This window comes from Pontibacillus sp. HMF3514, assembly GCF_009858175.1.
Taxonomy (GTDB): Bacteria; Bacillota; Bacilli; order Bacillales; family BH030062; genus Pontibacillus.
Map to the genome: position 1 here is coordinate 2,353,000 of NZ_CP047393.1, position 25,695 is coordinate 2,378,694.

Annotated in this window: 33 protein-coding genes; 7 read left to right on the top strand and 26 right to left on the bottom strand. The window is 33.9% G+C overall.

Annotated features, from left to right (window positions below; all coding sequences use genetic code 11):
* Window positions 1-105: 105 nt before the first annotated feature.
* A complete protein-coding gene (locus GS400_RS12270; protein WP_027447700.1) occupies window positions 106-558 on the bottom strand; it encodes a hypothetical protein in 453 nt (150 codons plus the stop codon).
* Between the two features lie 424 nt (window positions 559-982).
* Here GS400_RS12270 and GS400_RS12275 point away from each other — a divergent pair, with 424 nt between their 5' ends.
* Window positions 983-1,513 (top strand): sigma-70 family RNA polymerase sigma factor, encoded by a 531-nt coding sequence (locus GS400_RS12275; RefSeq protein ID WP_027447699.1) that lies wholly within the window; start codon window positions 983-985, stop codon window positions 1,511-1,513.
* Window positions 1,503-2,552: a DUF4030 domain-containing protein gene (locus GS400_RS12280; protein WP_027447698.1), complete on the top strand. Its 1,050-nt coding sequence runs from the start codon at window positions 1,503-1,505 to the stop codon at window positions 2,550-2,552. Before GS400_RS12275 ends, GS400_RS12280 begins: the two co-directional genes overlap by 11 nt.
* Window positions 2,553-2,724: 172 nt before the next feature.
* Here the strand turns inward: GS400_RS12280 and GS400_RS12285 are convergent, their stop codons facing one another.
* Window positions 2,725-2,931, bottom strand: coding sequence for a hypothetical protein (locus GS400_RS12285; RefSeq protein WP_027447697.1), 207 nt, complete (start codon window positions 2,929-2,931; stop codon window positions 2,725-2,727).
* 262 nt (window positions 2,932-3,193) lie between these two features.
* Complete coding sequence (locus GS400_RS12290) at window positions 3,194-3,679, bottom strand: GNAT family N-acetyltransferase (protein ID WP_160102187.1); 486 nt, start codon at window positions 3,677-3,679, stop codon at window positions 3,194-3,196.
* A 376-nt stretch (window positions 3,680-4,055) separates the two neighbouring features.
* On the opposite strand from GS400_RS12290, the gene GS400_RS12295 reads away from it, so the two are divergent.
* Window positions 4,056-5,175, top strand: a protein-coding gene (locus GS400_RS12295) for an IS3 family transposase (RefSeq protein ID WP_201450096.1) whose coding sequence is annotated in 2 segments (ribosomal slippage) — window positions 4,056-4,327 and window positions 4,326-5,175 — 1,122 coding nt in all. Because the reading frame shifts where the segments join, the coding sequence is not laid out codon by codon here.
* Window positions 5,176-5,308: 133 nt separating this feature from the next.
* Complete coding sequence (locus GS400_RS12300; RefSeq protein ID WP_236560918.1) at window positions 5,309-5,680, top strand: hypothetical protein; 372 nt, start codon at window positions 5,309-5,311, stop codon at window positions 5,678-5,680.
* Window positions 5,681-5,784: 104 nt separating this feature from the next.
* Here GS400_RS12300 and GS400_RS12305 read toward each other — a convergent pair whose 3' ends face one another.
* A complete protein-coding gene (locus tag GS400_RS12305) occupies window positions 5,785-6,324 on the bottom strand; it encodes a hypothetical protein (protein ID WP_160102189.1) in 540 nt (179 codons plus the stop codon).
* 354 nt (window positions 6,325-6,678) lie between these two features.
* Between GS400_RS12305 and GS400_RS12310 the strand changes: the two genes are divergently transcribed.
* Entirely contained in the window at window positions 6,679-7,914 is a 1,236-nt protein-coding gene (locus tag GS400_RS12310) for an IS110 family RNA-guided transposase (protein ID WP_160102068.1), read from the top strand.
* 152 nt (window positions 7,915-8,066) lie between these two features.
* Here the strand turns inward: GS400_RS12310 and GS400_RS12315 are convergent, their stop codons facing one another.
* From GS400_RS12315 to GS400_RS12360, 10 genes are all read right to left on the bottom strand, one after another.
* The gene (locus GS400_RS12315) at window positions 8,067-8,810 is read right to left on the bottom strand and encodes an OmpH family outer membrane protein (protein WP_027447695.1); all 744 of its coding nucleotides are present in this window, start codon (window positions 8,808-8,810) and stop codon (window positions 8,067-8,069) included.
* A gap of 308 nt (window positions 8,811-9,118) precedes the next feature.
* Window positions 9,119-9,595: a hypothetical protein gene (locus GS400_RS12320; RefSeq protein WP_027447694.1), complete on the bottom strand. Its 477-nt coding sequence runs from the start codon at window positions 9,593-9,595 to the stop codon at window positions 9,119-9,121.
* A 246-nt stretch (window positions 9,596-9,841) separates the two neighbouring features.
* Complete coding sequence (locus tag GS400_RS12325; protein ID WP_160102191.1) at window positions 9,842-10,501, bottom strand: hypothetical protein; 660 nt, start codon at window positions 10,499-10,501, stop codon at window positions 9,842-9,844.
* A gap of 238 nt (window positions 10,502-10,739) precedes the next feature.
* Entirely contained in the window at window positions 10,740-11,498 is a 759-nt protein-coding gene (locus tag GS400_RS12330) for a DUF5694 domain-containing protein (protein WP_160102193.1), read from the bottom strand.
* 236 nt (window positions 11,499-11,734) lie between these two features.
* Window positions 11,735-11,950 (bottom strand): hypothetical protein, encoded by a 216-nt coding sequence (locus tag GS400_RS12335; protein WP_160102195.1) that lies wholly within the window; start codon window positions 11,948-11,950, stop codon window positions 11,735-11,737.
* Between the two features lie 46 nt (window positions 11,951-11,996).
* Window positions 11,997-12,413, bottom strand: coding sequence for an SMI1/KNR4 family protein (locus GS400_RS12340; protein WP_160102196.1), 417 nt, complete (start codon window positions 12,411-12,413; stop codon window positions 11,997-11,999).
* Window positions 12,414-12,541: 128 nt separating this feature from the next.
* The gene (locus GS400_RS12345) at window positions 12,542-13,309 is read right to left on the bottom strand and encodes an aminoglycoside adenylyltransferase domain-containing protein (RefSeq protein WP_236560920.1); all 768 of its coding nucleotides are present in this window, start codon (window positions 13,307-13,309) and stop codon (window positions 12,542-12,544) included.
* Between the two features lie 24 nt (window positions 13,310-13,333).
* Window positions 13,334-13,783: a hypothetical protein gene (locus GS400_RS12350; protein ID WP_160102198.1), complete on the bottom strand. Its 450-nt coding sequence runs from the start codon at window positions 13,781-13,783 to the stop codon at window positions 13,334-13,336.
* 171 nt (window positions 13,784-13,954) lie between these two features.
* Entirely contained in the window at window positions 13,955-14,212 is a 258-nt protein-coding gene (locus GS400_RS12355; protein ID WP_160102200.1) for a hypothetical protein, read from the bottom strand.
* 367 nt (window positions 14,213-14,579) lie between these two features.
* Entirely contained in the window at window positions 14,580-14,951 is a 372-nt protein-coding gene (locus GS400_RS12360) for a S41 family peptidase (protein WP_160102202.1), read from the bottom strand.
* Between the two features lie 69 nt (window positions 14,952-15,020).
* Between GS400_RS12360 and GS400_RS12365 the strand changes: the two genes are divergently transcribed.
* A protein-coding gene (locus tag GS400_RS12365) for an IS3 family transposase (protein WP_201450096.1) occupies window positions 15,021-16,140 on the top strand; the annotation gives its coding sequence in 2 pieces (ribosomal slippage) (window positions 15,021-15,292 and window positions 15,291-16,140; 1,122 coding nt in all).
* Between the two features lie 111 nt (window positions 16,141-16,251).
* Here the strand turns inward: GS400_RS12365 and GS400_RS12370 are convergent.
* From GS400_RS12370 to GS400_RS12390, 5 genes are all read right to left on the bottom strand, one after another.
* Window positions 16,252-17,211, bottom strand: coding sequence for a S41 family peptidase (locus tag GS400_RS12370; RefSeq protein WP_160102204.1), 960 nt, complete (start codon window positions 17,209-17,211; stop codon window positions 16,252-16,254).
* A 285-nt stretch (window positions 17,212-17,496) separates the two neighbouring features.
* Window positions 17,497-17,781, bottom strand: a complete 285-nt coding sequence (locus tag GS400_RS12375; protein ID WP_160102206.1) for a hypothetical protein — start codon at window positions 17,779-17,781, stop codon at window positions 17,497-17,499.
* Window positions 17,782-17,838: 57 nt separating this feature from the next.
* A complete protein-coding gene (locus tag GS400_RS12380) occupies window positions 17,839-18,042 on the bottom strand; it encodes a hypothetical protein (protein WP_160102208.1) in 204 nt (67 codons plus the stop codon).
* Between the two features lie 271 nt (window positions 18,043-18,313).
* Window positions 18,314-18,850: a D-glycero-alpha-D-manno-heptose-1,7-bisphosphate 7-phosphatase gene (locus tag GS400_RS12385; protein ID WP_231566655.1), complete on the bottom strand. Its 537-nt coding sequence runs from the start codon at window positions 18,848-18,850 to the stop codon at window positions 18,314-18,316.
* A 16-nt stretch (window positions 18,851-18,866) separates the two neighbouring features.
* The gene (locus GS400_RS12390) at window positions 18,867-19,037 is read right to left on the bottom strand and encodes a GrpB family protein (protein WP_231566657.1); all 171 of its coding nucleotides are present in this window, start codon (window positions 19,035-19,037) and stop codon (window positions 18,867-18,869) included.
* Window positions 19,038-19,345: 308 nt separating this feature from the next.
* Here GS400_RS12390 and GS400_RS12395 point away from each other — a divergent pair.
* Window positions 19,346-20,465, top strand: a protein-coding gene (locus GS400_RS12395) for an IS3 family transposase (RefSeq protein WP_201450096.1) whose coding sequence is annotated in 2 segments (ribosomal slippage) — window positions 19,346-19,617 and window positions 19,616-20,465 — 1,122 coding nt in all. Because the reading frame shifts where the segments join, the coding sequence is not laid out codon by codon here.
* Window positions 20,466-20,645: 180 nt separating this feature from the next.
* Here GS400_RS12395 and GS400_RS12400 read toward each other — a convergent pair.
* The 7 genes from GS400_RS12400 to GS400_RS12430 all read right to left on the bottom strand — a co-directional run bounded on the left by GS400_RS12400 (window position 20,646) and on the right by GS400_RS12430 (window position 25,201).
* A complete protein-coding gene (locus GS400_RS12400; RefSeq protein WP_027447485.1) occupies window positions 20,646-21,047 on the bottom strand; it encodes a DUF4440 domain-containing protein in 402 nt (133 codons plus the stop codon).
* Window positions 21,048-21,079: 32 nt separating this feature from the next.
* Entirely contained in the window at window positions 21,080-21,799 is a 720-nt protein-coding gene (locus GS400_RS12405) for a PDZ domain-containing protein (RefSeq protein ID WP_051255151.1), read from the bottom strand.
* A complete protein-coding gene (locus GS400_RS12410) occupies window positions 21,792-22,124 on the bottom strand; it encodes an ArsR/SmtB family transcription factor (protein WP_027447486.1) in 333 nt (110 codons plus the stop codon). The genes GS400_RS12405 and GS400_RS12410 overlap by 8 nt, the downstream gene beginning before the upstream one ends.
* A 567-nt stretch (window positions 22,125-22,691) precedes the next feature.
* Complete coding sequence (locus tag GS400_RS20485) at window positions 22,692-22,829, bottom strand: tyrosine-type recombinase/integrase (protein WP_370519686.1); 138 nt, start codon at window positions 22,827-22,829, stop codon at window positions 22,692-22,694.
* Between the two features lie 455 nt (window positions 22,830-23,284).
* Complete coding sequence (locus GS400_RS12420; protein WP_160102210.1) at window positions 23,285-23,899, bottom strand: HNH endonuclease; 615 nt, start codon at window positions 23,897-23,899, stop codon at window positions 23,285-23,287.
* Window positions 23,900-23,981: 82 nt separating this feature from the next.
* On the bottom strand, window positions 23,982-24,602 hold the full coding sequence (locus GS400_RS12425; RefSeq protein WP_236560921.1) for a DUF2971 domain-containing protein: 621 nt from the start codon (window positions 24,600-24,602) through the stop codon (window positions 23,982-23,984).
* Window positions 24,603-24,748: 146 nt separating this feature from the next.
* A complete protein-coding gene (locus GS400_RS12430) occupies window positions 24,749-25,201 on the bottom strand; it encodes a hypothetical protein (protein ID WP_160102214.1) in 453 nt (150 codons plus the stop codon).
* Window positions 25,202-25,695 lie beyond the last annotated feature (494 nt).

The window sequence follows — 25,695 nt, forward strand, 5'->3', positions numbered from 1 at the left end:
GCACAACCTTTTCTTCCAGGTATGCGCCCTAAACATGAAGACTTGATTTCGAGATATCACCATTAGGATCTTCCCTCAGCATCCGTCAGTTTACAAAAAGCCTTTTTATTGTTCTAAAGAGTCTTCAAAATAATGTTCTAATTTAGATGCTTCTTCAAGAAAAGAGTAAGTAATTTGCATACCGCCTTTAATATCGGTTCTTGTTACATAAATAGAATCCCCATTTACAAAAAATATCTTAATTTTATATCCCGATTTCAGTTCAATATTGATTCCCGCTTTCACCTTAGAATTTTGAGAAGTCCCATCAATCCTAGATTGATCAGCTATTTTGTTTGCGGGGTAATCATTAAACCAACTTATTATTTTGTTTAATTCTTCTTTTTGAATTATTTTCTCATTATTATTCGCTTCCCACACCCTAGCAATATGGACTTGACTTCTTTCAATCGGTTGATGCAGTAATAAACTGTCCATAAATTCTTTGTTTTCTTTATATTGATGCCACCATAAAAACCCTAATATGAGAGCAAAGACTACTAAAATTATTTTTTTCACTTATTTCTCCCTCCTAAATTCTCCGACGGCTCCATCAAACGGTAAGATATCAACCCTTCAATTCTAGATATTACTTCCATTTTCCTTCCTTTTACATTGTAAGTATCATCACTATCCCCATTTTAAAAGGCGCTTTCACTCTGTTTATTTTGTACTTACATATTAATGAGGTACCTAATACCTGAAATTTTAAGAGGGATATTTACTTTTCTTCCACTGCCCCCCTTTTACTTCATACTCTATAGAAGCATAACTTCACAAATCAAAATGCGCTAAACCAATGACATATATGATACAGTTACTCCATTATATTCAGAAATACTCATTTCATAAAACAGCATCCTTCTTTTAATTACTTTTTTAAATTTAAGGGAACGGAAATAACTTTGCTCTCGTCTAACATGATGAAAGAGGAGGGAAGGATATGGAAGATGATCATACTTATCAAGATATATTAAAAGACTTAATGGAAAAGTACGGCGATATGGTTCTCCGAGTTGCTTTTACTTACGTTAAAGAAGAGAAGCTAGCTGAGGATCTTTCACAAGAAATTTTTATACGTTGCTATAAATCCCTTCATAACTTTGATAATCGTTCCTCTTATAAAACCTGGTTATATAGGATTACTGTGAATTATTGCAAGGATTATGTAAGAAGTTGGGCTTTTCGGAAATTAATTCCCAAGTCAATGACGAAAGTAGAGTATGAACATAACATGCGATCTGTTGCTACTGAAGTTTTAGAAAAAGAAGAAAGCGAGGAGTTATTTCATAAGGTGTTAAGGCTTTCTGTAAAGTTAAGAGAAGTTATAATCCTCTATTATTATGAGGAGTTAACGGTAGATGAAATTTCTGATGTTCTAGATGTAAATTCTAATACTGTGAAAAGTAGACTTCATAGAGCAAGAAGAAACTTAAAGGAATACATGAAAGGAGGAATGGTCCTTGGAGAATAATTGGAAGTACCCTAAGCAAGTGAAAAAAATGAAGTTCACTGAAGAACATCAAGATAAGGTATTCTATGGCCTTAATAATCTTAATAAAAGAAAGAATAAATCTCGTAAATTACTGTATAGTTCAGTTGCTGCTATTTTCATCATACTATTTTCATTTGAGCTTTTTGTACCATACATGAGTAATGTCTTTGCCAATATTCCTCTCATTAGTCATTTTATTAAGGAAGAAGAGCAAAACAGAGAGGAAATGGAAAAAATCTTGGAGCTTGTGGTCCCTATCGTTGAAAGGAACGGCACAGACCTTAAGGATTTAAATATAATGACTGAAACAAAGGAAGTGAGTGTGAAACTAAAAGGATATTCTGGAGACTATGAAGATATAGCACAAAATATCGAGGAACATCTAGGAAATAATGGTTTTCAGGAGTACACTGTCAAAGCAATACGTTATGAAAAGGAAGAAAGTCAATCCAAGATAAGCCCCGAAGAATCAAAAGAATGGAAACAAAATATGGAGGATGCTAAAAAACTTAAAAACACTTTGAAGAAACGCTTGAAGGAAAAACGATATGAATTATTGTTCCCCGTATCAGTTAGAATAAATGATACGGAAGGTGTGTTTGTAAACGTAACAGTGCCAGAATCAGAAACTAGAATCAAACAGTTAAAAGATATTCTTAAAAAAGAAGCAAAATCATATGAGGATAAAGTTAAGTTAGATGTTAGACAGGTACAAAAGATTGCTAGAGAACAGGAGAAACGATGGGAAAAAACAAATGCAATTAGCCACATTGGGCGTGCTTTGATGGAAGCAGAACACTTACCTGTAATTGGTTTTGCTTATTCTTTCCATCCCTACCCACTACAAATCAAGATCAAAACATCATTGGATGCAAATGATTCTGATGCTTCAGAAATAGCTGATGAAATTCGCTCAGAAATCAATGTATTTATCCAAAGTAATGAAAAAAATAAATCTATACGTGAGGACAAATACAGGATTATTGTTTTAAGTAAGGATAAAAATGAAATAGATTAAAAATGAAAAGTCGCATTCTTATGCGACTTTATTTTTTATATTCCAGTCGAATAGGTCTTGTATGAAATTATCTTATTAGAAGAAGACATTTTATCTTTAATAAGAGTCTTCAACAAACGCTCCCGATACTTTAAGTATTTCACAATCTTGGATACATGCAAGTTTCATCGGTTTATCCCTTTTCATCTTCCTCATATGCGTCATTTTGTTCTCGCCATTTAAATACTAAAATTGATAGTGGTAAGCTTGCTAGACCAGCTATCAAGGGTATCCAGCTCTCTATTATTTCTGGTCCGTGAGCAATCGCTAGCAATATGTAACTTAATACTATCCCGATTAAAAGGGAGACGACATATTGCCCCAAAACTTTGAATTTCATTTCTGTATTCCTCCTATTTTTGTGAGTTTTGCAAATTTACTCCATAACTACTTCTTTAGTAAAGCAATCTATTTACATTAGGGTACGGTCTTTCACAATCTCCACACATATTAGCATAAATATCAATTTATTTAGGGATGTTAACTAAAAATATAGACGCTACCATTTATTCAATGATCGCGCCCTATAGCTGAACACTCGAATTCGAGATATTCCATGTTTTGTTCTTGAACCGTAGCACCCTTTTCTTAAATAGATACCCTTATATTTTTAATGCCATTCTTAACATTTTAGTTATATGCCCTTCAAGATTATCATCAAATTCTGAAACCACTTGGAATCCTTTTGCACGGTAAAAATTTGTTCCTATCTTATTCTCTTTCTCTACACTAATATAGACTGACTTTGCTCCATTTAATTTCTTTATACCTTCTTGAAGCAATGCAGTCCCAATTCCTTCACCTTGATATTCAGGAAGCAAGTAAATAGCCCCTAATTCAACTATTCCTTCTTCTTTTACAGGAGAGAAATTAGCGAATCCAACAATCTTTCCATCTTTTTCAGCAATATACAACGAAGAAACATCTAAACGTTTTAACATCATTTCATCATTATAAGCGGAGTTTAAAAAACGTTCTTGGATATCAAGAGGAATTAAACCCTCATATGTGAAATTCCAACTTGTTTTAGCAACTTCCTGAACTTCATTTATATCTTTATTTTCCATTTCGCGTATAGTGTACTCCATCATTAACACCCCTTAAGTTATACAACCTTTTGTTCCATAATTCTGCTTCGTTATCTTAAGTACATTTATTCAAATCTAACTCAAATTTTAACACAAATATCCAAGTGATAATTCACTTTATTTTTTCGCTCAAGACAAACAAAAAGGACTCTCCTTATTCCAGGAAAGTGTTCTATAAATGAATACTTGAAATTGAGATAAAGAAATACTATTGATTTCATATTTATTAACACATACCGATGTCAGATAGTGCAGATACTACGATGAGGGAGGTGAATAAAATGATATTAAAATTATTCGTTGCTTTACACATTCTAACTTCATATAATGGACCCATAAATCTAGACACGAAATAAGGAGATGTTAAGGTAGGTTTATGGGTAGAAGAAAAAGATATACATCAGAATTTAAATCCAAAATCGTGCTAGAAATCTTAAAAGAAGAGAAATCCATTTCCGAGATCTCTTCTGAACATGGAATTCATGTGAATCAACTACGCCAATGGCGGAAAGCAGCACTGGAACAAATGCCACAAATCTTTGAGACCAATAATAAGAAAGTGGATCAGATGAAAGAGGAGTATGAAAACCAAATTGAGAACCTATACGCCGAAGTAGGTCGTTTAACCACGCAGTTGTCGTGGCTTAAAAAAAAATCTGGCATTAAAGACTAGAGCTGAACGAGTCTCCATGATCGATTGGGAAGGCTCTGACCTCTCCATTAAAGCGCAAGCAGAATTACTCAGCTTAAATCGAACCAGTCTTTATTATAAGCCTGTGGAGCCTTCACCTGAGGAGTTGATGATTAAGCATAAGATTGATGAAATCTACACTAAATATCCGTTTTTTGGATCCAGGCGAATCAAGGAGTTTCTTAAAAACGAAAAGATTTTCGTTAATCGAAAAACTGTGCAAGGTCATATGCGAGAAATGGGTATCGCTGGTATTTCACCTGGTCCAAACCTCAGTAAAAGGAATCAGCAGCATCGCATTTATCCTTATTTACTCAGAGGTCTGGCCATCACGCACCCCAATCACGTTTGGGGGATTGATATTACCTATATTCGATTAGAGAAAAACTGGATGTATTTAGTCGCAATCATAGACTGGTATTCTCGGTATGTAATCAGTTGGGAACTGGATCAAACACTTGAAATGGACTTTGTATTAGAAACTGTTAATAGGGCGCTATCTAATCATCAACCGATTATTTTAAACAGCGATCAGGGAAGCCATTTTACGAGCCCGCAATATACAGATTTACTTAAGGAAAACGATATTAAAATCAGTATGGATGGGAAAGGGCGAGCCCTTGATAATATTATTACTGAGCGACTCTGGCGAACAGTCAAGTATGAAGAAGTCTATTTAAAAGATTATACGAGCCCGAGAGAAGCCCGCAATGAGATTAATAGTTTTTTACATTTTTACAACCAAGAACGCCCTCACCAATCTTTAGGCTATCAACCCCCTGCCACTGTTTTTAGCCAATCTTAGGAGAGTCCTCCTCTCGTAAGAATCTATGATAGACATGAATCATCAAAGGTGGAATAATACAATAAACCCCAGAACTCTCCTAGGTTCGTGTCATAGAAGTATTACCCCACCTTAAAAATTCAAATTCCGTGTCTTGACGAAAGGGTCCACCTTATCAAGCCAGTCACTTATTAGTTTTGAAAGTGTACCTGATCCTGATATTAAAAGTATAGAAACTGACTACCCTAAAAGCGGTAATTGGGTACAGATACCCTCGGGAACAGATGAAATCACATTTAGTGTTAAAGCTGAAAATACAGAAACCGTATTATTTTGGTTAATTCCAACAGGGACTCAAACATGGACTGAAAGAAAGTTAATTGGATATGACATAAACGAAGGGGATAATGATTTCACTTTGACTTGGAAAATCGATAAAGATTCGCTTCATGATCATTTAAAAGTTCAGGCTTTAGGTGAAAATAAAATTATGAGTGATATTATCAACTTGTTTATGGAACAATGAAGTTTTAATTTTATTAGAAGTTCCACTATAGCGCCCTAATATAGAAGACTTGAATTCGAGATAATTGTAATTATAGAACTAAATTTTTCTCGTCTTAAACACATCTATGTAATCTTGCTAAAGTATTTTGAATTCAGTAACTGTGGGTTAACATTCCTTATTTCTTCAATAAACATTTTTGTGCTTTTTTTAATTTCATGATGAAGATCAGCTTTTGGCGTTATAATTTCCCTAATTGCACCATATTTAGCACCACTTAAGAATTCTTTATTTATACATAATAGACTATCAAGCTCTATAATCTCATATTCCAACTCACTTATTTTAATTAAACCTTCGTCTACCTTCACAAATTCAAGCCAACTCCAATGGTCTTCAATATATTTTAAAGCTACATAATCATAATTATTTAATAATCTATCTACTTCGTTTAAAAGTTCAAAATGTGATAGAATCAGTTCGGAAAAAATTTCTTTTGCTGATACAGGCAAATCATCCGAAGGGTATGGAATGAATTCATGTTCTCCAACAATTATAGTAAAAGGTCCATAGACCTGATTGTATTCTTTATCAAACGTTGAAAGGCCTATTTCACTTAATTCTTCCTTATAATCTTCAAAGATTTCATATTTTATTTTAAACAATATATATCACCTCACTTTTCCATTGTTGCGCCCGTTTGCGGAAGACTTGAATTCGAGATGATCTTACTTAGGATCTTCAACTAACGCACCCGTTCGTATTATAAGGTTAGCCAGAATGCTAATTATTTCTGGTTGACCTTATTTTATATGGTCTTATTATAGCAGTAGCCAGGGTAGAACGTAAGCACCCGTGGGACTTAGATCCCGTCAGTTAAACCGTTCACCCCCTACTGGTAGAAACATGTTTAAGGCTGGTTGGGACTGACATGAGATCTCGTATAACAAGCGAAGCTATGATACTACTAGGAGGAGTTAGGGGTTACTGGCAAGTAGAATTTAAGGAGGAGATATAGAATGAATCCAGTTGTTGGTCTGGATGTTTCAAAAGGAGAAAGTGAAGTTCAGGCATTTCTAGATAAGGGAAAACCTTACCTTAGAAGCTTTAGTATCAAACATGACCTTGATGGGCTACGATCATTACTCGAGTTTCTGGAAGATTTAAAAAATAAAACAGGAGCACAACCTTCGGTTGTGTTGGAAGCAACTGGACATTACCATGCACCTGTGGTTCAGTTTCTAGAGGAACATCAGTATTTATTAATCATTGTCAATCCATTGATCTCACATAGAGCCAAAAGCTCTAGTTTACGAAAAGTAAAAACGGATGCCATTGATGCCTATCGTCTTTGTGAGCTTTACTATAAAGAAGATTTAGAGCCATATAAGAAACGAGGGATTCAACTTTTGAATCTTCGTAATCTTACAAGACAACATGAGAATATTACAGGAATGTACGCGCAAACCAAGCTACAATTTCAAGCAGTTCTTGATCAAGTATTCCCTGAATACAGAGGCGTTTTTGGGGACTTATACTCAGTTGTGTCTTTGCGTATTCTACAAGAGTATCCAGCATCAGAAGATATTTTAACAATTAGTGATGATGCGTTGGCGAATAGAATAAAAGAATTATGTAAAAGTCGTTCGAAAAGATGGGCGGTAGAAAAATCCCAAAAGCTAAAAGCAGCAGCTGCGAGAAATCCATTTCAAAAGACACTATATCAGAGTCATTTATTAAGTCTTAGTATGTATATAAATATGCTTATTCAATACAAAGAGCATCTATCAGAGTTGGACGCTGAGATAGATACTCTCGCTAAAGAAATTGAAGAATATAAGATTATCCAATCTATCCCTGGTATTGGAGAAAAGATCGCGGCAACGATCATTTCTGAAATTGGAGAGATAGATCGGTTTAATCACCCAAAAAAGCTTGTAGCATTCGCTGGAGTAGATCCAGAGGTTTTCGAGTCAGGGAAATTCAAGGCAAGTCTGGTTCGCATAACAAAACGTGGATCAAGTAGGTTGCGTCATGCCTTATATATGGCTGTTCGTTCTGGTATTCGTGATTGTCGCAAACAGAAAACCACGGATGAAATCATCCCTAGAAACAAAAAATTAAGAGCGTTTTACGATAAGAAGCGAGAAGAAGGCAAACTTTATAAAGTAGCCGTTATTGCTTGTGTAAATAAGCTCTTACATTGGATTTATGCCATATTAAAAAACAGAACCACTTTCCAAGATATAGCCTAATTAAGATTTTCAAGTAAATAAGGCAAAACCTTCCATTCATTAGTTAGTGGAAGGTTATTTGGCATGCGCACTTTTAGTATAGCATGAAATAATTTAAGTTTTTATTGAAAAATGTTGACAAACTATTAGCTGGTTTAGTGAAATAAACATATTTAATCAGAAATCATTTCAACAAATGTCGCATAATCAGAGGAGTGACTTTCTGCAATGTAGACTGAATTGTAATTTTTAAAAACAGCATGAATTGATTTGATCTCACCAATTGATAAGTCTTCTCCTAGAGCTTCTATAAATGCTTCTTCATTTTTAATTTTAAAGGATATTGTTCCATTTGTTATATCATACATTGTGTGAGGTACTTGGTTAAAATGCTTATTGTTTACTGTGAATACATATCCGCCATGTGCTTCATCTAATCTCACCGTACCAGTTAATTCTAATTCCCCGTTAAAATCAATTCGATATCTTCTAATTTCCTTATTCTGTTTCTCCATTTTAATATTCTGCACAGTAACAGCACCAACCTGAGAATCTTCCGTTATACTCTCTGGTTTGAATAGACCCAATATTTTAAAGGCTTTATTCTCACCAATTTCATTCCCCATAACCTCATAGGTTTGTTGTAAGAGTGCTTGAAGACTGTTAATCTTATTTGATTTGAATTGAAGCTCACTATTTTTTATTTCATTGTCATTTTTCAATGTATCCAATTCATTTGCGAGTTGACGATTTTTTTCTTCTGCCTTTTGTAAGTCGTCCTGATACTCTTCTAGTGAAGCTTGTTGCTCTTTGGTTTTGTTCTCAAGTTCATTTGATACCTTTTCTGAAGAATCTTCAGTACAGCCTACTAATACTAAAAATATTGATGAACACAGAAATACGAAAATTCCTTTCATAAAAACCTCCTCCTAAATCAGCAAAATTTCAGATAATACACTGAGTTTCTTAAGCTAAATCTTTCTGGAAATACGGTGTTCCTTATTCAACTATCCTGCCTCGTTAGTTGAAGAACACCAAATCTAAATCCCTTCATATTTTAACATAAATATCCAGAAGGCGATCTGATATATTTATGATCAAGACAAATAAAAAGGGGGCTCCCCTTATTCCAGGAAAGCGCCCGTTTACTGAAGAATTGAATTCGAGATAAATTACAAATATGTTCTTCCACTAACGCACTCCGGTAGCAAAAGATGAAATTGTACTATCCTTCTTCACTTAACGTTTTTGCTTTATCTCGAAATTCTTCAACCTGTGGTAACAGTTCATCAATTATTTTCTCAAATTGTTCCTGGTCTAATATCTCGTCATCATAAGAGGTTACGGTTTGAAAAATAATATCTAAATTATTTTTTATTTCATTATAGTTTGAAGTTTTAGTAGTAAGTAAATATCGAAGTCCTTGTTCGTAAGACGATAATACTAATTGAGGTTTTGTATCAATATATTTTGAATGGAAGGTTTCAAATGTATTTAATCTTAATAATGTATCTTTCATAAGAACATTATTCTTTGAATCAACTGCTCTAACAGTACCACTTATGTGGTTTTGAAAGATAAGTAATTCTTTTTTTAGTATCGCACTTTTAGCTTCTACATTTTTTTGGTATAGATTGATAGACAATACACCCAATAAGACTATAATAAGTGCCATTAGCACAAAATAAATACCTTTTCGCATCGACTCCCCCCTTTTTTTATTAAACAATACTGCTTCTTTAGTTTAAGATCATCTTTTCACAATGCCCCTCCATTTTAACATAATTCCCCAATTAGATTGAGCAGGGAATTATTCTGTCTTTACATTCTGAAAATAAAAAAAGACGCTAATTCTTATTAAAGAATCGCGCCCTATTCATGAAGATTTGATATCGAGATTTTCTTTAATTTATCCTGAGGTTATAGTACGCGATTGTAGAACAAATCATTATTTCTTTATAGCAGGATGCTCTTTAATTTCCACAGTCTTTGTAACAGTATCAATTATTCTCGTTCGTGTATCATCTTTTGAGAGCATAATAGTTTCTCCGTTTTCATCAAAGCAATATGCAATTGGAATTGAAAAACCACAATTTTTGTAAGAACCGTCTGCGTGACTAGCTCCTAATACTAATGTTTTCTGTTGAACGGCAATTTTTTTTGCTTCCCCTGACCAATCGGAGAATTGTTCTTCGCTGAACATCCCGACTCCAATAGGGTTAAAGATAAGGTCTATCGAATTTTCATCTTTTAGACCTTCTAATCCCTGAAAGACTTCTCTGCAAAGTAGATATCCATATGTCATACCTTTATCTTCAACCGTTGAAGGAGTGTACAACTCACCTTCTTCTGGTGTTTTTGCTCTCTCTAAAATAACCTTACCATCACTATTGATAACGAGAACTCTATCTAGATCATAATTATCCTTGTAACCTGTAATAATTGCTGTATTATATTTTTCAGCTAATTCACATGCTTTTTCTAAGTAACTTTCCTTAAAATAGCTTTCAGGATAAAGGATTAAGTCTACTGAGGGACTATTTTCAATTTCAGTTTCAAGTTGCTTCAAATCTTGCTCCCGTTTAGGTTGACCAATAAGTATTTTCACTTTTATAAACACACACCTTTTAAAAATGTCTATAAACCTACTTCTACAACTAAAAACTAAATACCTCTATAAAAATCACGTTTTGTTAGTCGAAGAACGCCATTTCTAAACACCTATCGTTCAACATATATTCAACAGAATTAGTCGGTTTTATTAAACCTTTTAACAAAAAGACGCGAATCCTAATTAAAGAATCGCGCCCTTATCAGGAATACTTGAATTCAAGATAATAATGCTATTACAAATAGTCATGAATTGAGTGAACATGAAATTGACCACTACCTTCAAAGAAGTGATCCAGTAAATATTTATGGCCTACACCATAAATCACAAGAATTCGTTCATCAGAATTATTAACGAGTTGTTTTACATTATTAAAGATAATAAGATTCCTACGATGCCAATAATTTGCAAGCCATTCAATTCCAAGATAATAATCATTTACGGAAGCTAAAGCTAATTTCAAATATGTCTCTTGTTGTTTTTTTAATTTTTCTGGGTGGTTCATCGCAACCAATACTTCCCTTATAGACTTTGTATTTATTAATTCTTGTTGGTGTTTATTATTTTCTTCACCATCTTCAATTAATTCCTTATACAGATCTTCGTTAGTTTCTTTTAAAAATTCATAAACAAACCCCATAGGAACACCGCCGGCTGGACGATTCCAATCTACTGGATAAATTTCTTTATGACCTAGTTCTTCTGCAATTCGAAACCCAAATTGATGTATTTCATCTGTTTCCAAATCTTCTTCTAGTTCTTTGCTTATGTATTTTTGATATTGATCTTCTAAAATATCTGCTCTTACAGTCTCAAATTCGACGGCAATTTTTGTAGGTTTATATGCTTTAATACATTCTATAACTTCACGAATCTCTGATTGTTTCTTATCACTATTTATATTATTTGAATTTAGTTGATAAAGGTCTCTGTTTCCACGATCACCCATATGATATGTCCCAAAAACCAGGACGGAAGGTTTTGTATCAGTCATTTTTACTCTCCTTTATTCTCTACTTCAAGAACTTATATAATCAAACAAAATAGTTGCACCTGACTCTAACAACACTTTAACATAAATATCCATTTATTGATTGGTGTCTTATCATCTTTTAACATTAACTCAAATACGTACATAATTAACCATATATAAAAAAGACGCGTTATTAAAGATTCGCGCCCTATAGCTGAATACTTGATTTCGAGATATTTTATAGAATTAATGAAATACTAATCATTATCTTTCTGAGGTGACACCAATATACTCAGACCTTTTTTGTCTCCATAATCCCACATTTTCACCCAAGGATAAGTATTCTCAGGTAAATAAAATGTTCTTTCTTCGTGTGGTTTTATAAGATCCATACTACATCTAATACCGTTCATTTCCGTTCCTGGATGAATACTCACTTCTCTTCCAGTATCATTATAGTATTTAAACTTCATAATATCCCCGCCCTTATGATGAAAACTTATAAGCCCTTAAATACAATTAGGAATCTAGTCCCTGTATTATAAATTCATATAAGTTATCTGCTTCTTTATCACCAATTTCTTGGCCCTGGTACCAAGCCACTATTGGACATTCCCCCTGCTTGTGGTTTTCTGTATCCAAACAATAAACCCAATCAGCTCCGGGTTCGAATATGACAACATATCCACCTGGAATACCGTAGTCTTGCCAATCTTCTGTATTAGCTAAACTGATATGAACATCGTTTAAACCAACCCCATCAATATCCATACCATCAAAGCTAACTGAACCATACTCCTTTAATAACCATTTATAACTTTCAGGTAAAGTGACATTTAATTTATCCTCTATTTCTTTCACTTTAACTTCAGATGTACCTTTTAACCTATGAACACTTCTAGACTCTATAAGTTGTTTTAGTTCAATTTCGTACAATTAATTCACCTCAAAAGTAATATCGTAAGCTGTGGATATTTATTAAAGTAAAAAAGAGCGCCTCTGTTTATTCCAGAACTGCGCCCTAAACCGGAATACTTGAATTCGAGATAAAATAAACTTGATCTTCAACTCTTTAATAAGTTCTGAACATTATCCGAAATATAGTTTCCTAACAATACGAGATCATCTTTTTCTAAGTCATAAGTATGTTTATGACCCGCATAACATTCAGCTACTTTTTTAACAGTAATACTAAACTCTTCGGGGAATGTTGATATTCCCCAGTTACCAGCTTCTTGCTTCGAACAAATTACACCTTCTTTTAGGTACCAAAACACTCTAATTAAATTGAGGGTACAATAAATGGGATCTTCTTCGATATTTTCTATACAGTCCTTAAAATCTCCTAATATTGAAGAGATATAATCTGTGCGTGGAATTAAAGGAAAAGCTTCAACAATTGGTTTGCCTACAATACAAATCCCTTTATTATTAGTTAGAGTTATATGGGCTGCTAAATCTGGATCAGTGTTAATCTCTCCATTTAAATAAATGTGTGTTTCTCTTAACAAATCTTTTTCATACCGTTCTCTCCAAAACTCACTATAATGAAAATCAAAAGGACATGGGTGTTTCCAGTCTTTTAGTTGATCTTTATTTAAAAAACTAATTTCGACTGGATATGGAGAATTAGAATGCTTTACAAAGAGCTTAGCTAATTCCCTTTTTGTTTGAACTGTTATAGAGTTTTCCGTGACAACCAACACATCAATATCACTGCTGTTCGGGTTAAACCCTCCCATCGCCAAAGAACCGTGTATATAAAAACCAACCAAATCATCATTTATTATTTTGGTAATCTCTTTTTGAAGATTAAAAATAAATTCTTTCAAGATATTAAATAAACTTCACCTAACTTACCTTTGTTCTCTTTTCACTTCTGTAATAATTGGATTTGAAGATGACACAACATTAATAACATGATCAACACATGACATTCCAAAATGCTTAAAAGGGCCAGGATAATCTTCCGAAGCAAATGTATGGGCCTTTACATAATCAAGAAAATGTGAATTACTATATATTCTGAATGCATTTCCTTCAAAATTCTCATATTCTTTCCATGTTGTGAACGACTCATTTGTTATAGAATAACTTATATAATCCTCAAAATCTATTTGTATTATAGGTAGTTGGTTATTAGTAACTAAAGGTTTTGCTTCGAATGACGTATCACCTAATTCAAGTATTTCACTAGTCACACTAACTTTACGTCTTTCGAAGAAAAGTCTAAGTGAATTGACATGAGGCTCCGTATTTCCAATTAAATCAATGTTTCTAATGTTCAATAAATCATGATATTTCAATTTCACCCCTCATCGATTTTTGTTCTCATTTTTATTATATCTTTTTCAATACACCAACTTTCAATTCTTATATAAAAAAGTTATATTCACCTCAAATACACAAGAACCAAAGTGTATCTTCCAGTTTTGCGCCCTTATCCGGAAATCCTGCATTCAGAATAATTATTAATATTATTCTTCGCTTTTTTTATATAAATCGTAACCTTTAAAACTTCCATATACACCTATAGCTAATCCTACCAACATACTTAAGAAACCTGTTAACAAGTTGTTAAGTAACACGAAACCCCCATATATTGTTAAATGAATGCCGAATAGTTGTATTTGTACAGTTGTTGGTTTTATAAAACTAGCAGAGTAAAAAAAGATAAAAGTAATTACAATAATAAGAATTATAACAAATGAAATAAGTCCAATAATTTCCGCCATTATATTTATTTCCCCCAGCTACAGATCAAGCGCTATTCTCGATCAAAATAATCTTATTCGCAAAGCTCTTCATTGCCACATTAATCATAGCTTCCACACATAAGCCTTCTCATTATTTATGATGTCATATGCCCATCAGTTCTTCTTATACCAATTATTTCAAGGACTTCCTCAATATTTTCACTATAAAGAAGGACTTTCCTTATTCCAGGAAAGCGCCCTAATATTTAAGTCCTAATTACGAGATGATTCAAATATGATTATCAGTATAATCTCTTTTACTTAAAAACTTGGTTTCAAGATACTGCGGTTTGTACAAACTATTTGTGAAAGTTCTCTATTTACCAACATTTATCTAATAAATAACTTATACCCTCTCTTTGAAGCAATCTTCTATGGCTATATTCAGGTCTATATCTTGTTCTAAATGCGATGGTGTCCACGGTAAATAGACATTAGGTTGTATCCCTACTCCGCTCATCCCATTTCCTTCATCAACACGAGATGACTTTGATGTAGGGTACATAAGTTGAAATTTATTATCCCATTCTTTGAAAGCAACATTTGCGTAATCATTCATTCCTAACGTAGGTCGCCCTATTACAGTTACCTTTGAAGAATACTTACATGTTTCAACAAATGAATCCCCTGAACTTCCACAGTAAACATCTGATAAGATTATAACTTTCTTAGGTCCTTGTTTCGTTTCAAAGACGAGATCCTCTTCTAATTTTGACAAATTAAGTTCAACAAACTATAATGGACCCATAAATCTAGACACGAAATAAGGAGATGTTAAGGTAGGTTTATGGGTAGAAGAAAAAGATATACATCAGAATTTAAATCCAAAATCGTGCTAGAAATCTTAAAAGAAGAGAAATCCATTTCCGAGATCTCTTCTGAACATGGAATTCATGTGAATCAACTACGCCAATGGCGGAAAGCAGCACTGGAACAAATGCCACAAATCTTTGAGACCAATAATAAGAAAGTGGATCAGATGAAAGAGGAGTATGAAAACCAAATTGAGAACCTATACGCCGAAGTAGGTCGTTTAACCACGCAGTTGTCGTGGCTTAAAAAAAAATCTGGCATTAAAGACTAGAGCTGAACGAGTCTCCATGATCGATTGGGAAGGCTCTGACCTCTCCATTAAAGCGCAAGCAGAATTACTCAGCTTAAATCGAACCAGTCTTTATTATAAGCCTGTGGAGCCTTCACCTGAGGAGTTGATGATTAAGCATAAGATTGATGAAATCTACACTAAATATCCGTTTTTTGGATCCAGGCGAATCAAGGAGTTTCTTAAAAACGAAAAGATTTTCGTTAATCGAAAAACTGTGCAAGGTCATATGCGAGAAATGGGTATCGCTGGTATTTCACCTGGTCCAAACCTCAGTAAAAGGAATCAGCAGCATCGCATTTATCCTTATTTACTCAGAGGTCTGGCCATCACGCACCCCAATCACGTTTGGGGGATTGATATTACCTATATTCGATTAGAGAAAAACTGGATGTATTTAGTCGCAATCATAGACTGGTATTCTCGGTATGTAATCAGTTGGGAACTGGATCAAACACTTGAAATGGACTTTGTATTAGAAACTGTTAATAGGGCGCTATCTAATCATCAACCGATTATTTTAAACAGCGATCAGGGAAGCCATTTTACGAGCCCGCAATATACAGATTTACTTAAGGAAAACGATATTAAAATCAGTATGGATGGGAAAGGGCGAGCCCTTGATAATATTATTACTGAGCGACTCTGGCGAACAGTCAAGTATGAAGAAGTCTATTTAAAAGATTATACGAGCCCGAGAGAAGCCCGCAATGAGATTAATAGTTTTTTACATTTTTACAACCAAGAACGCCCTCACCAATCTTTAGGCTATCAACCCCCTGCCACTGTTTTTAGCCAATCTTAGGAGAGTCCTCCTCTCGTAAGAATCTATGATAGACATGAATCATCAAAGGTGGAATAATACAATAAACCCCAGAACTCTCCTAGGTTCGTGTCATAGAAGTATTACCCCACCTTAAAAATTCAAATTCCGTGTCTTGACGAAAGGGTCCACCTTAAACCCTTCTCCCCTATGAGACTCTAACTCCTCAATCATAAAATAAATTTGATCACGAGTTTCTTTATCCTCAATTGAATCCAACGCCCCCTGAAGCATTTGAAGTCGTATACTTACATTTCTTTTTGTACAATTAGTCAAAGTTGTTTCATTTGAAAAATTACGTATATCTACTTTTTCTCCATCAAATACATAAGGTAATAATTCAAAATAAGCGAGATCGCTTCCCCCTCTGTTTACTCGGACATCTATTATCAAGTACGGATATGTTGATATTTTGTCTTCATTATTACGAATCAATTGATTAAGGGCATCATGATTCATAAAATCAGTCAACTTCATATATAGAATATCCTTCTGTAACTGTTGAACTGAATACTCTGGGTCATATGGGGTAGGGTCATATGTATTTAGTTCTAAGATTCGTTTATCTCCTTGTTTCGTTTCGATTTCAGCTTTTTGAAAGAGAGACAATACAGATTCCCACTTTTGCCTTTCATGTACATCAGTTCTAAGCTGCTTTTCATTTTCCTTAGCAATTTCTGAGATACCTTTTCCATCTAGAGCAATAACTTTATCCCCCATCTTTAATCGTTCCTCTTTTTTTATAGAAGTGATATAAAGGTGGTCTTCAAATCTTCGAACCGTAAATCCAATATCTTTTTTTGGTTTATTAATATAGTCAAACCCAGTATGTAGATCCTTGAAATCCAACAGATATTCTTGTACAAGGTCGACAAATTTATTGTCGTCGATATCCTTTATTTGACCTAAATAAAAGTCAGGCTGGTCCCAATCAGCCTTATCTTCACACCCTGCGTAATCATTGTGCATTATATCTACGATTTCATTAAACACTTTTCTATACGTTTCATCACATTCCTTACCGATTTTACTACTAATTTTTTGTTGGTTCATGCTATTCACCTACTCCTTAAATCATTATGCTATTAATACGAAATAGTTATTGCTATAGTTTCAAAAAACCTATCATTTCAAAACTGACCCTTTCACCCTCTCCCTTATATCTAAAAAAATTCAATCTTATCTCGATTCCAAGTCTTCAACATAATGGCCCGAAAATAGATAAAGAGCGCAAACACCTTTACTCCAGGTTTGCGCCCAAATCCGGAAGACTTGAATTCGAGATATTTACAAATTAGATATTCAACAAACGCTCCCCGTTAGTGTAATAACCTTTAGTTAAATATCATAAGTGATTTCAAAAACGAATCCATTATTTATAGGACTCTCTATAAACTTGATTGCTAACGCCCAATTTCCATCATCATTATTATTAATTGAACAATCTAATGTTTCCTTTGGCTTTATTCCTTCTTGAATAACCTCAAATGAATCAATTCCAAGAATGGTAAAGTTCCGCGCTTTGCATCTTTTGATAACCTCAATTGCTTCTGATTTTTGAAAGAGCATATTACTACTTCGGATTATTGCTTTATCTCTCAATTCCTTTTCTAAAAAATCCATTTGTTATTTCACCATCCATTGTTAAACTCTCGCACCCGATAGTCCAAGAAGGTTTTCCTAACAATAGTAAAATGCTATGTCTTGAATTATAGTTTTTGACTTTGTTGAATACTCCTTAGCTTTATTCATTTCAATCTCAGCTAAAATATATTTAGCTTTTGGTTCATCTAGTGTTTCTATAAGTTTATTAGCTAAAGCAGCATCCTCCACATATTCTTTTATGAGGGCATTTAAATGCTCTCTTAATTTATCTTTATCCATATTTTAAAATCCCCTCTTTATGATAAGTCGCTGTTAATTAAGGACACCTTTTTTTAATCCCATATTCTTTAACTTTCTTCAACAATCCTGCACGTTAGCTTAAGTACATCACTTCACAATTAAACATTCATTTTAACATAAATTTCCGATTGATAACCCGCTTTATTATACGATTAAGACAAATAAAAAGGACTTTCCTTATTCCAGGAAAGCGCCCGTTTACGGAAAACTCGATTTCAAGATAAATTGTGTTTTTCAAGCTTAATTTAAATCATATGTAACTAATTAAGTCTTTTAAATTATCAAGCTTTTTAATTCTTGGATCTGTTGCATCTACCCCTATTCCAAAACCTTTCATATTCAGGTTTATGGCTAAATTTATATCGGCTTTAGAATCACCAATCATAAAGGATTGATTTATATCTATATTAGAGTATTTGTTAATTGCTTTATAAATCATGCCAGTCCGAGGTTTAATACAATTACAGCCTTCATCTCTTCTATGAGGGCAATAAAATACATCGAGAACCTTGATTCCCTGAGAAGATAACCTTTCAATCATTAACTTGTTAATTTGCTCATACTGTTGCAATGTTATGTAACCTTCATTAATTAAATATTGATTGGTTATTATAATAATCTTATATCCTTTTTCTTGTACTTTTTGTAATGTGTTAATAGAATTTGAAACAAATTCGGGAGCAGTTATACTTGACCATTTTTCGTCAGGATAATCTTCAATTATTGTGCCATCTCTATCAAAGAAAGCAACTCTTATTTTAACCACCTCCAACAGTGTGTTAACCATAGACGCAACCATCTATTCAACTTTCGCGCTGTCTTATCAGGAAATCCAAAATGGGCATTGCCGGGAGGCCTTTAACTGAAGTACTTCCAACGTGTTCAACATCTAAAATCAACTGCCCTATACATCTACTTATAACTTGTTTTATTGAGTTAAATTGTTCGACCCACCTTTCATCGAAATCAACCACTTCTATAGCATAATGTGTCAATTGTAGTCCTCTCCTTTAAAATGTCCCTCTATTTTAACATAATTAACCAATTATATTGGAAAGAGAATTCTTCTGCCTTTACGTTTCCGAAGACACAAAAAAGACGCTAATTCTTATTAAAGAATCGCGCCCTTAACCAGAAGACTTGAATTCGAGATAAATTTGTTTTTTCAACTTTCTATACTAGTTTTTTGAACAAGGAAAGCACTAATTAGTTTAATATAACAAACATATTATAATGGACCCATAAATCTAGACACGAAATAAGGAGATGTTAAGGTAGGTTTATGGGTAGAAGAAAAAGATATACATCAGAATTTAAATCCAAAATCGTGCTAGAAATCTTAAAAGAAGAGAAATCCATTTCCGAGATCTCTTCTGAACATGGAATTCATGTGAATCAACTACGCCAATGGCGGAAAGCAGCACTGGAACAAATGCCACAAATCTTTGAGACCAATAATAAGAAAGTGGATCAGATGAAAGAGGAGTATGAAAACCAAATTGAGAACCTATACGCCGAAGTAGGTCGTTTAACCACGCAGTTGTCGTGGCTTAAAAAAAAATCTGGCATTAAAGACTAGAGCTGAACGAGTCTCCATGATCGATTGGGAAGGCTCTGACCTCTCCATTAAAGCGCAAGCAGAATTACTCAGCTTAAATCGAACCAGTCTTTATTATAAGCCTGTGGAGCCTTCACCTGAGGAGTTGATGATTAAGCATAAGATTGATGAAATCTACACTAAATATCCGTTTTTTGGATCCAGGCGAATCAAGGAGTTTCTTAAAAACGAAAAGATTTTCGTTAATCGAAAAACTGTGCAAGGTCATATGCGAGAAATGGGTATCGCTGGTATTTCACCTGGTCCAAACCTCAGTAAAAGGAATCAGCAGCATCGCATTTATCCTTATTTACTCAGAGGTCTGGCCATCACGCACCCCAATCACGTTTGGGGGATTGATATTACCTATATTCGATTAGAGAAAAACTGGATGTATTTAGTCGCAATCATAGACTGGTATTCTCGGTATGTAATCAGTTGGGAACTGGATCAAACACTTGAAATGGACTTTGTATTAGAAACTGTTAATAGGGCGCTATCTAATCATCAACCGATTATTTTAAACAGCGATCAGGGAAGCCATTTTACGAGCCCGCAATATACAGATTTACTTAAGGAAAACGATATTAAAATCAGTATGGATGGGAAAGGGCGAGCCCTTGATAATATTATTACTGAGCGACTCTGGCGAACAGTCAAGTATGAAGAAGTCTATTTAAAAGATTATACGAGCCCGAGAGAAGCCCGCAATGAGATTAATAGTTTTTTACATTTTTACAACCAAGAACGCCCTCACCAATCTTTAGGCTATCAACCCCCTGCCACTGTTTTTAGCCAATCTTAGGAGAGTCCTCCTCTCGTAAGAATCTATGATAGACATGAATCATCAAAGGTGGAATAATACAATAAACCCCAGAACTCTCCTAGGTTCGTGTCATAGAAGTATTACCCCACCTTAAAAATTCAAATTCCGTGTCTTGACGAAAGGGTCCACCTTATATAATTGGGTATTAAATTTAAATGACTAGTTAGTAAAGCTATTTTCAACGTACTCTCTAATTTTCTTCCATTCATTATTTTCTTTACGGAAAGTTTCTACAAAAAGTAATTTTACATCAGTCATTTCTCCATCAAGTTTAAACCTCACCCAAAATACAGCTACACCTTCTTTTTGCTTATTGATATCTATCAGTACATCTTCAAATATCCACTTAGGGTTTCTTCCTTGATACTGCTTGTACGCTTGAACCCAACCTTGTTTAGCCTCTTCGTTGCCCCAATCTGAAACAACTGCATCAGGATTAGCCCATCTAACTTCTAAATCCTTTGATTGATGTGCTGACATCCTTTCTGAATTTGAACTATTCCAAGATGCCCTGTACTCTACTAAAAACTTTTTAAACTCATCTAATATTGTTTGTTCCATCCATAAAACTCCCTTTTATTTAGAAAATATATTTACCACTCAACTTTTGTTCGGTAATCTACTGGATACCGTACAGTCATACTGCGGAGTTCCTTTACACTTTCATTTCGTTCTACGGTAAGTGATAAATAACTATTAACTTCTGTGGTCGTTAATAAGTATTCCAGATCGTCAAATGTTCCAATTTGTTCGCCATTAACAGTAGTAATAATATCACCTACTTCTAACCCTGCTTGTTCTGCAGGAGTTCCTTCTTTAACACTAATAACAACAGACCCTAGTTCTTTCGTGCTTTCTAATTTTGAAGTAGTATGTTGTATGCCAATCCATGACTTCCAAAACACTGGTCTTAAATCTTCCTCTTTCTCAAGAACACTCTTTAAATTTGTCATAAATTGATACGTGCCAAATGCCATATTTTCTTTTATACCTGGTTCATTTTCCAAACTTGGAACTTCATATTCAATCGTGACACGAACTCCACTTTTTTCAGGAGTCAATGTTGTGATTGTTCTTTCATGTACACCCGTACGCAGAACAAATTTTTCAAATTCAACAATTTCTTCAAATATTCCAGAGGTCCAAGCACCCCAGCCATGGTTATAATTTCCTGTACCACCCTCACTAAAATTAATCTCACAGTCCCAGGTGTACCAGCGTAATAACTCTTTTTCTTCAGTTAAAGCTTTCCATACTTTCTTAAGTGAGCTATCAATCCAAATGCTTCGCTTAACGTTTTTTGATTTAATCATCATCTTCCTCCTTATTTTCTACATAATGTTTTAAGTCCATCAATGTTTGATCTAACATTGTACCGATTTCACCAACCATCTGGCGATAAGCAACTTCAAATGTCTCCCTTTCTAAAGAATAATAACGGTATCGTCCCGATTTCCTTACATGTATAAATCCTTCTTCTTTAAGGATTTTGAGTTGTTTATTAATAGCAGGTTGCGAAATATTAAATTCTTTCACAATATCTGATTGTGTCTGTTCTCCTTTTGATAAAAGATTAAGGATTTCTCGTCTTGTTGAATCCGCTAGAGCACGGTAAATATTCTTGGTCGTTCTAAACACCTCCCAAAATTATACATAACCGAATGGTTATATAATATAAAAACCGATTTATAATGTCAACAATTTTCTGAATATTAATCCCCGTTCTTTCTGTTCTTTAGTACTATGGAAATCTAATAGGAGTTGTGAAAAAGTTTTAAAATGCAGTTGCTTTTCTGGTGAAAATAACCTAAGGGAGCGGAATTTGAGGTAAGTAAATATAGACTTTAATTTGAATAAGGTCTTCCCAGTTCGATTTGAGGTTACTCTGCAAAAGGAGATGACCCTTGCATTTTCTATTGATAATAAAAATAAGATGTGAACACTTTACTATATTTCTTTAAGGGTTAATCATATAAACATGCATTATCTCGAATCCAAGTCTTCAACATAATGGCCCTAATCATGAAGACTTGGATTCGAGGTAATTGAATAAATACTATTCTTTATACATTTAAATGGGCGTTTATTTATTCCGCTTTTCTAATAAACATACTACCAAAACCTACATAAATTAAATGCCAAATACACTTTGTTAGTACAATAGGCACTTCTCAACTCATTTTAACATTAAATCCACACCGAACATTAAAATAAACTTCTCTTTCCCTTCCCTTTAACAATTGCTGAATTACTTCCCCAGTTAATGCTATCACGATCAAGGTTTACAATTTCTCCTATACGACAACCAGTTGAAAACATAAATTCAAATAAGGCTTTTTCCATTGATGAATAACACGCATCACGCAAGTGCTCAATTGTTCTGTTAAGAATTTCGGAATCCGTTTTCCGACTTTTGTTTCTTTAATTTTTCTTGCAGGATTACTGCTAAGATGATCTAAGCTAGATGGTTTTATTTGACGCTTGAATCGGCTAAATATTGCTTTAAACCACTTGTAGTAATGTCCTAAATTTGGATATTACTAAAATAGTTTATGAGCAGTTTCATTTGAATTTCATATGCCCTTAGTGTCTGTGGGGAAAAGCCTTCAATTCTTTTGTCTGCTTCATATGATTCGGCAGTTTCGGATAATAACAAATCGATCACTCATAATACTTTTTTGTATTAAGGATATCCGAATATATTGAATTAAAGAATTTTTTCCATATCTAACTCTTCCCATTTACTTTTACGCCCGACCATTACATAGTCACTCCCTCCAATAAAAAAACACCCCTTTTTAAAGAAGTGTTAACTGTTTATTTGATTTAATATATTCAAGAACTTTATTTTTTCTTGATTCATCATATATTGTGTTTTGTTCAGGGTACCATTCATTAAATATCCTATCTCGCTTACTACTGTTACACTGGCGACAACAAGGGATAATGTTACCTTTCATAAAACCTCCACCTTTTGAAAATGGATGGAAGTGATCATAGGTTAACTTACTTTCTGAACCACAGTAAGCACACTTATAACCGAAGTACCTTTTTACTTCTTCCCATTCCTGATCATTTAAAGCAAAATCATCACGTTTTTGATGTCTTCGTTCTTGATTTTTTTTAGCATAGCTTTCAATTTGTTCCTGCTTTTTATATAACAAGCATTTGTATTCGTCTTTGTCTTCTATTATGTGCCAAATTTTTATATTATCTTTTAGGTGTGGCTTGATTGAATGTATGTTCCAAGCTACCTGCATTTTGTCACTTTCTTTAGTTGACAAGAGATACAGTTGGAATAAATTTAAAACTATATACTTAAACATTTTTTCTCCATCATTAACATCTATTTCTTTACGGTTTTCTTTATTCACGTATTCAATGAACTTCTTTTGACGTTCCGATAATACCATTACTTAGAACCTCCTGAAAGTTATACTTGTATATTATGTAAGGGAAGGTTGATTAGATTCGGGGTCCGTCCTTATAAACAACTTAGCTTAATACAGGATCTAAAACTGTTATTCCACCTATTCCATTAATGATGGACTGATCTACTTTATTTACAAAATTGCCATATGTTTTGTGTTGCGTTAATAATACAAATGCTTCTTTTAAGTCGAATTCAAAATCACCCGGATGGCGCCACTCTCTTTCGTGTGTCCAATCTACAATCATATCAGGGTTTGATAAATCAAAATTAACAATCCTCCACCACTCTTCTTGTGGAATAAATGACTTGGCCTTTTCTTTTCTTTCATAAATCACCGGTCTTCCACCTTTATTAAAAACATATTCTTTCCTAAATGCTATCCCTATAGGCTTATACCTTACTTTCATTCCAGTATGTAACTCTCTTAAGTTCTGTTCATAAAAGCTATTTTGAGATGCCCCGTATACAGGAACATCTTGAAAACAAACAGCACCTTGATTCCCTATTATAAATCCTTCTCTTGGATCACTTTGATATAAGGTTTTATCTTCTAATATCTTAATTAAGTTATTCATACCAGTGTTGCCATCATACTCCTTAGTTAGGTGAATTAAATATCCTGACATATCACTTCTATTTCTGATTCTTTTACTCCATTCATCTCGATTATAAATAAATGCCACAATCCCCATCTCCTTTCTCGATTTACTTCGATAAAAAAAGATGTATTCCTTCTCTATATAACAAATCTCCTAGATAATGTGAGGTGGTTGGCTCGCTTTTGGATGCTCTGTAAGCAAATATGAAGAAAGCACCCCTTTTTGGGATGCTATTTCTTTAATTGTTTAATTAACTTTTCGTGTTTTTTACTAAAACCCTCGAACAATTTTTTGTCTATCTCTTGGACTTCACCTTTATCTATTAATTCTTTGTACCTTGAATAAAAATAGTAAATATCATCAGCTAATTCTGGGTGTCTTTCTGCAACCGCCATCTTTATTTCATCCCAGTTTTTAGTTGTAAAGGGGCGCGTTGATTCATTAAAACCATATTGAACATTAAGCTTCTCTTTTTCGAGTATATTTATTAAAGAGTTACCGTGAGCATCCTCCCGTTCATAAATTTCATAATTCTTTTCTAATTCATCCAATAGAGATATTTTAGCAATCCATTTAGCTCCATTTTTATTTTTCTCTGTTGCCCATAACTCCTTGAAGGTATGTAGTAAAGCTCCGCCACCCAAACCAGATAATATACTTATTAATACTTCACCAACAGTCAAATTTCACACCCCCTATTTCATCTAATAATTCGACAAAAGAGGATATTTTCCTTCTAAACGTAATGTATTCGTTTTATTCTCGTATCAGTATATTCAAATATCTCAAATTCCTCATAAGCTAATGTATAACTTTGATCATCGTGCCATTGATCTGTCCTTGTTCCGCTCCCTAACTCTCTTACGATCACACCATCAACATCATTTAATATCTCAATAGGTTGTTGCTTTAAATAATCACAATAATTTCTCCTTCATAATTTTCCTTATTGTTCAACTCTTCTGCCGCGTTCGTAATATAAGGTTAACCAGTTTTTACTGGTTGACCATTTTTTATATGGATCTATTATAACAGTAGCCGGGGTAGAACGTCTCTGCCCGTGGGGTTTGACCCCGTAAACTAAACAGTTCACCCCCTACTTGTAAAAACATGATTTAGCTGGTTGGGACCCTAGATCCCGTTTAACAAGCGAACCTGTGACATTACAAGGAGGATT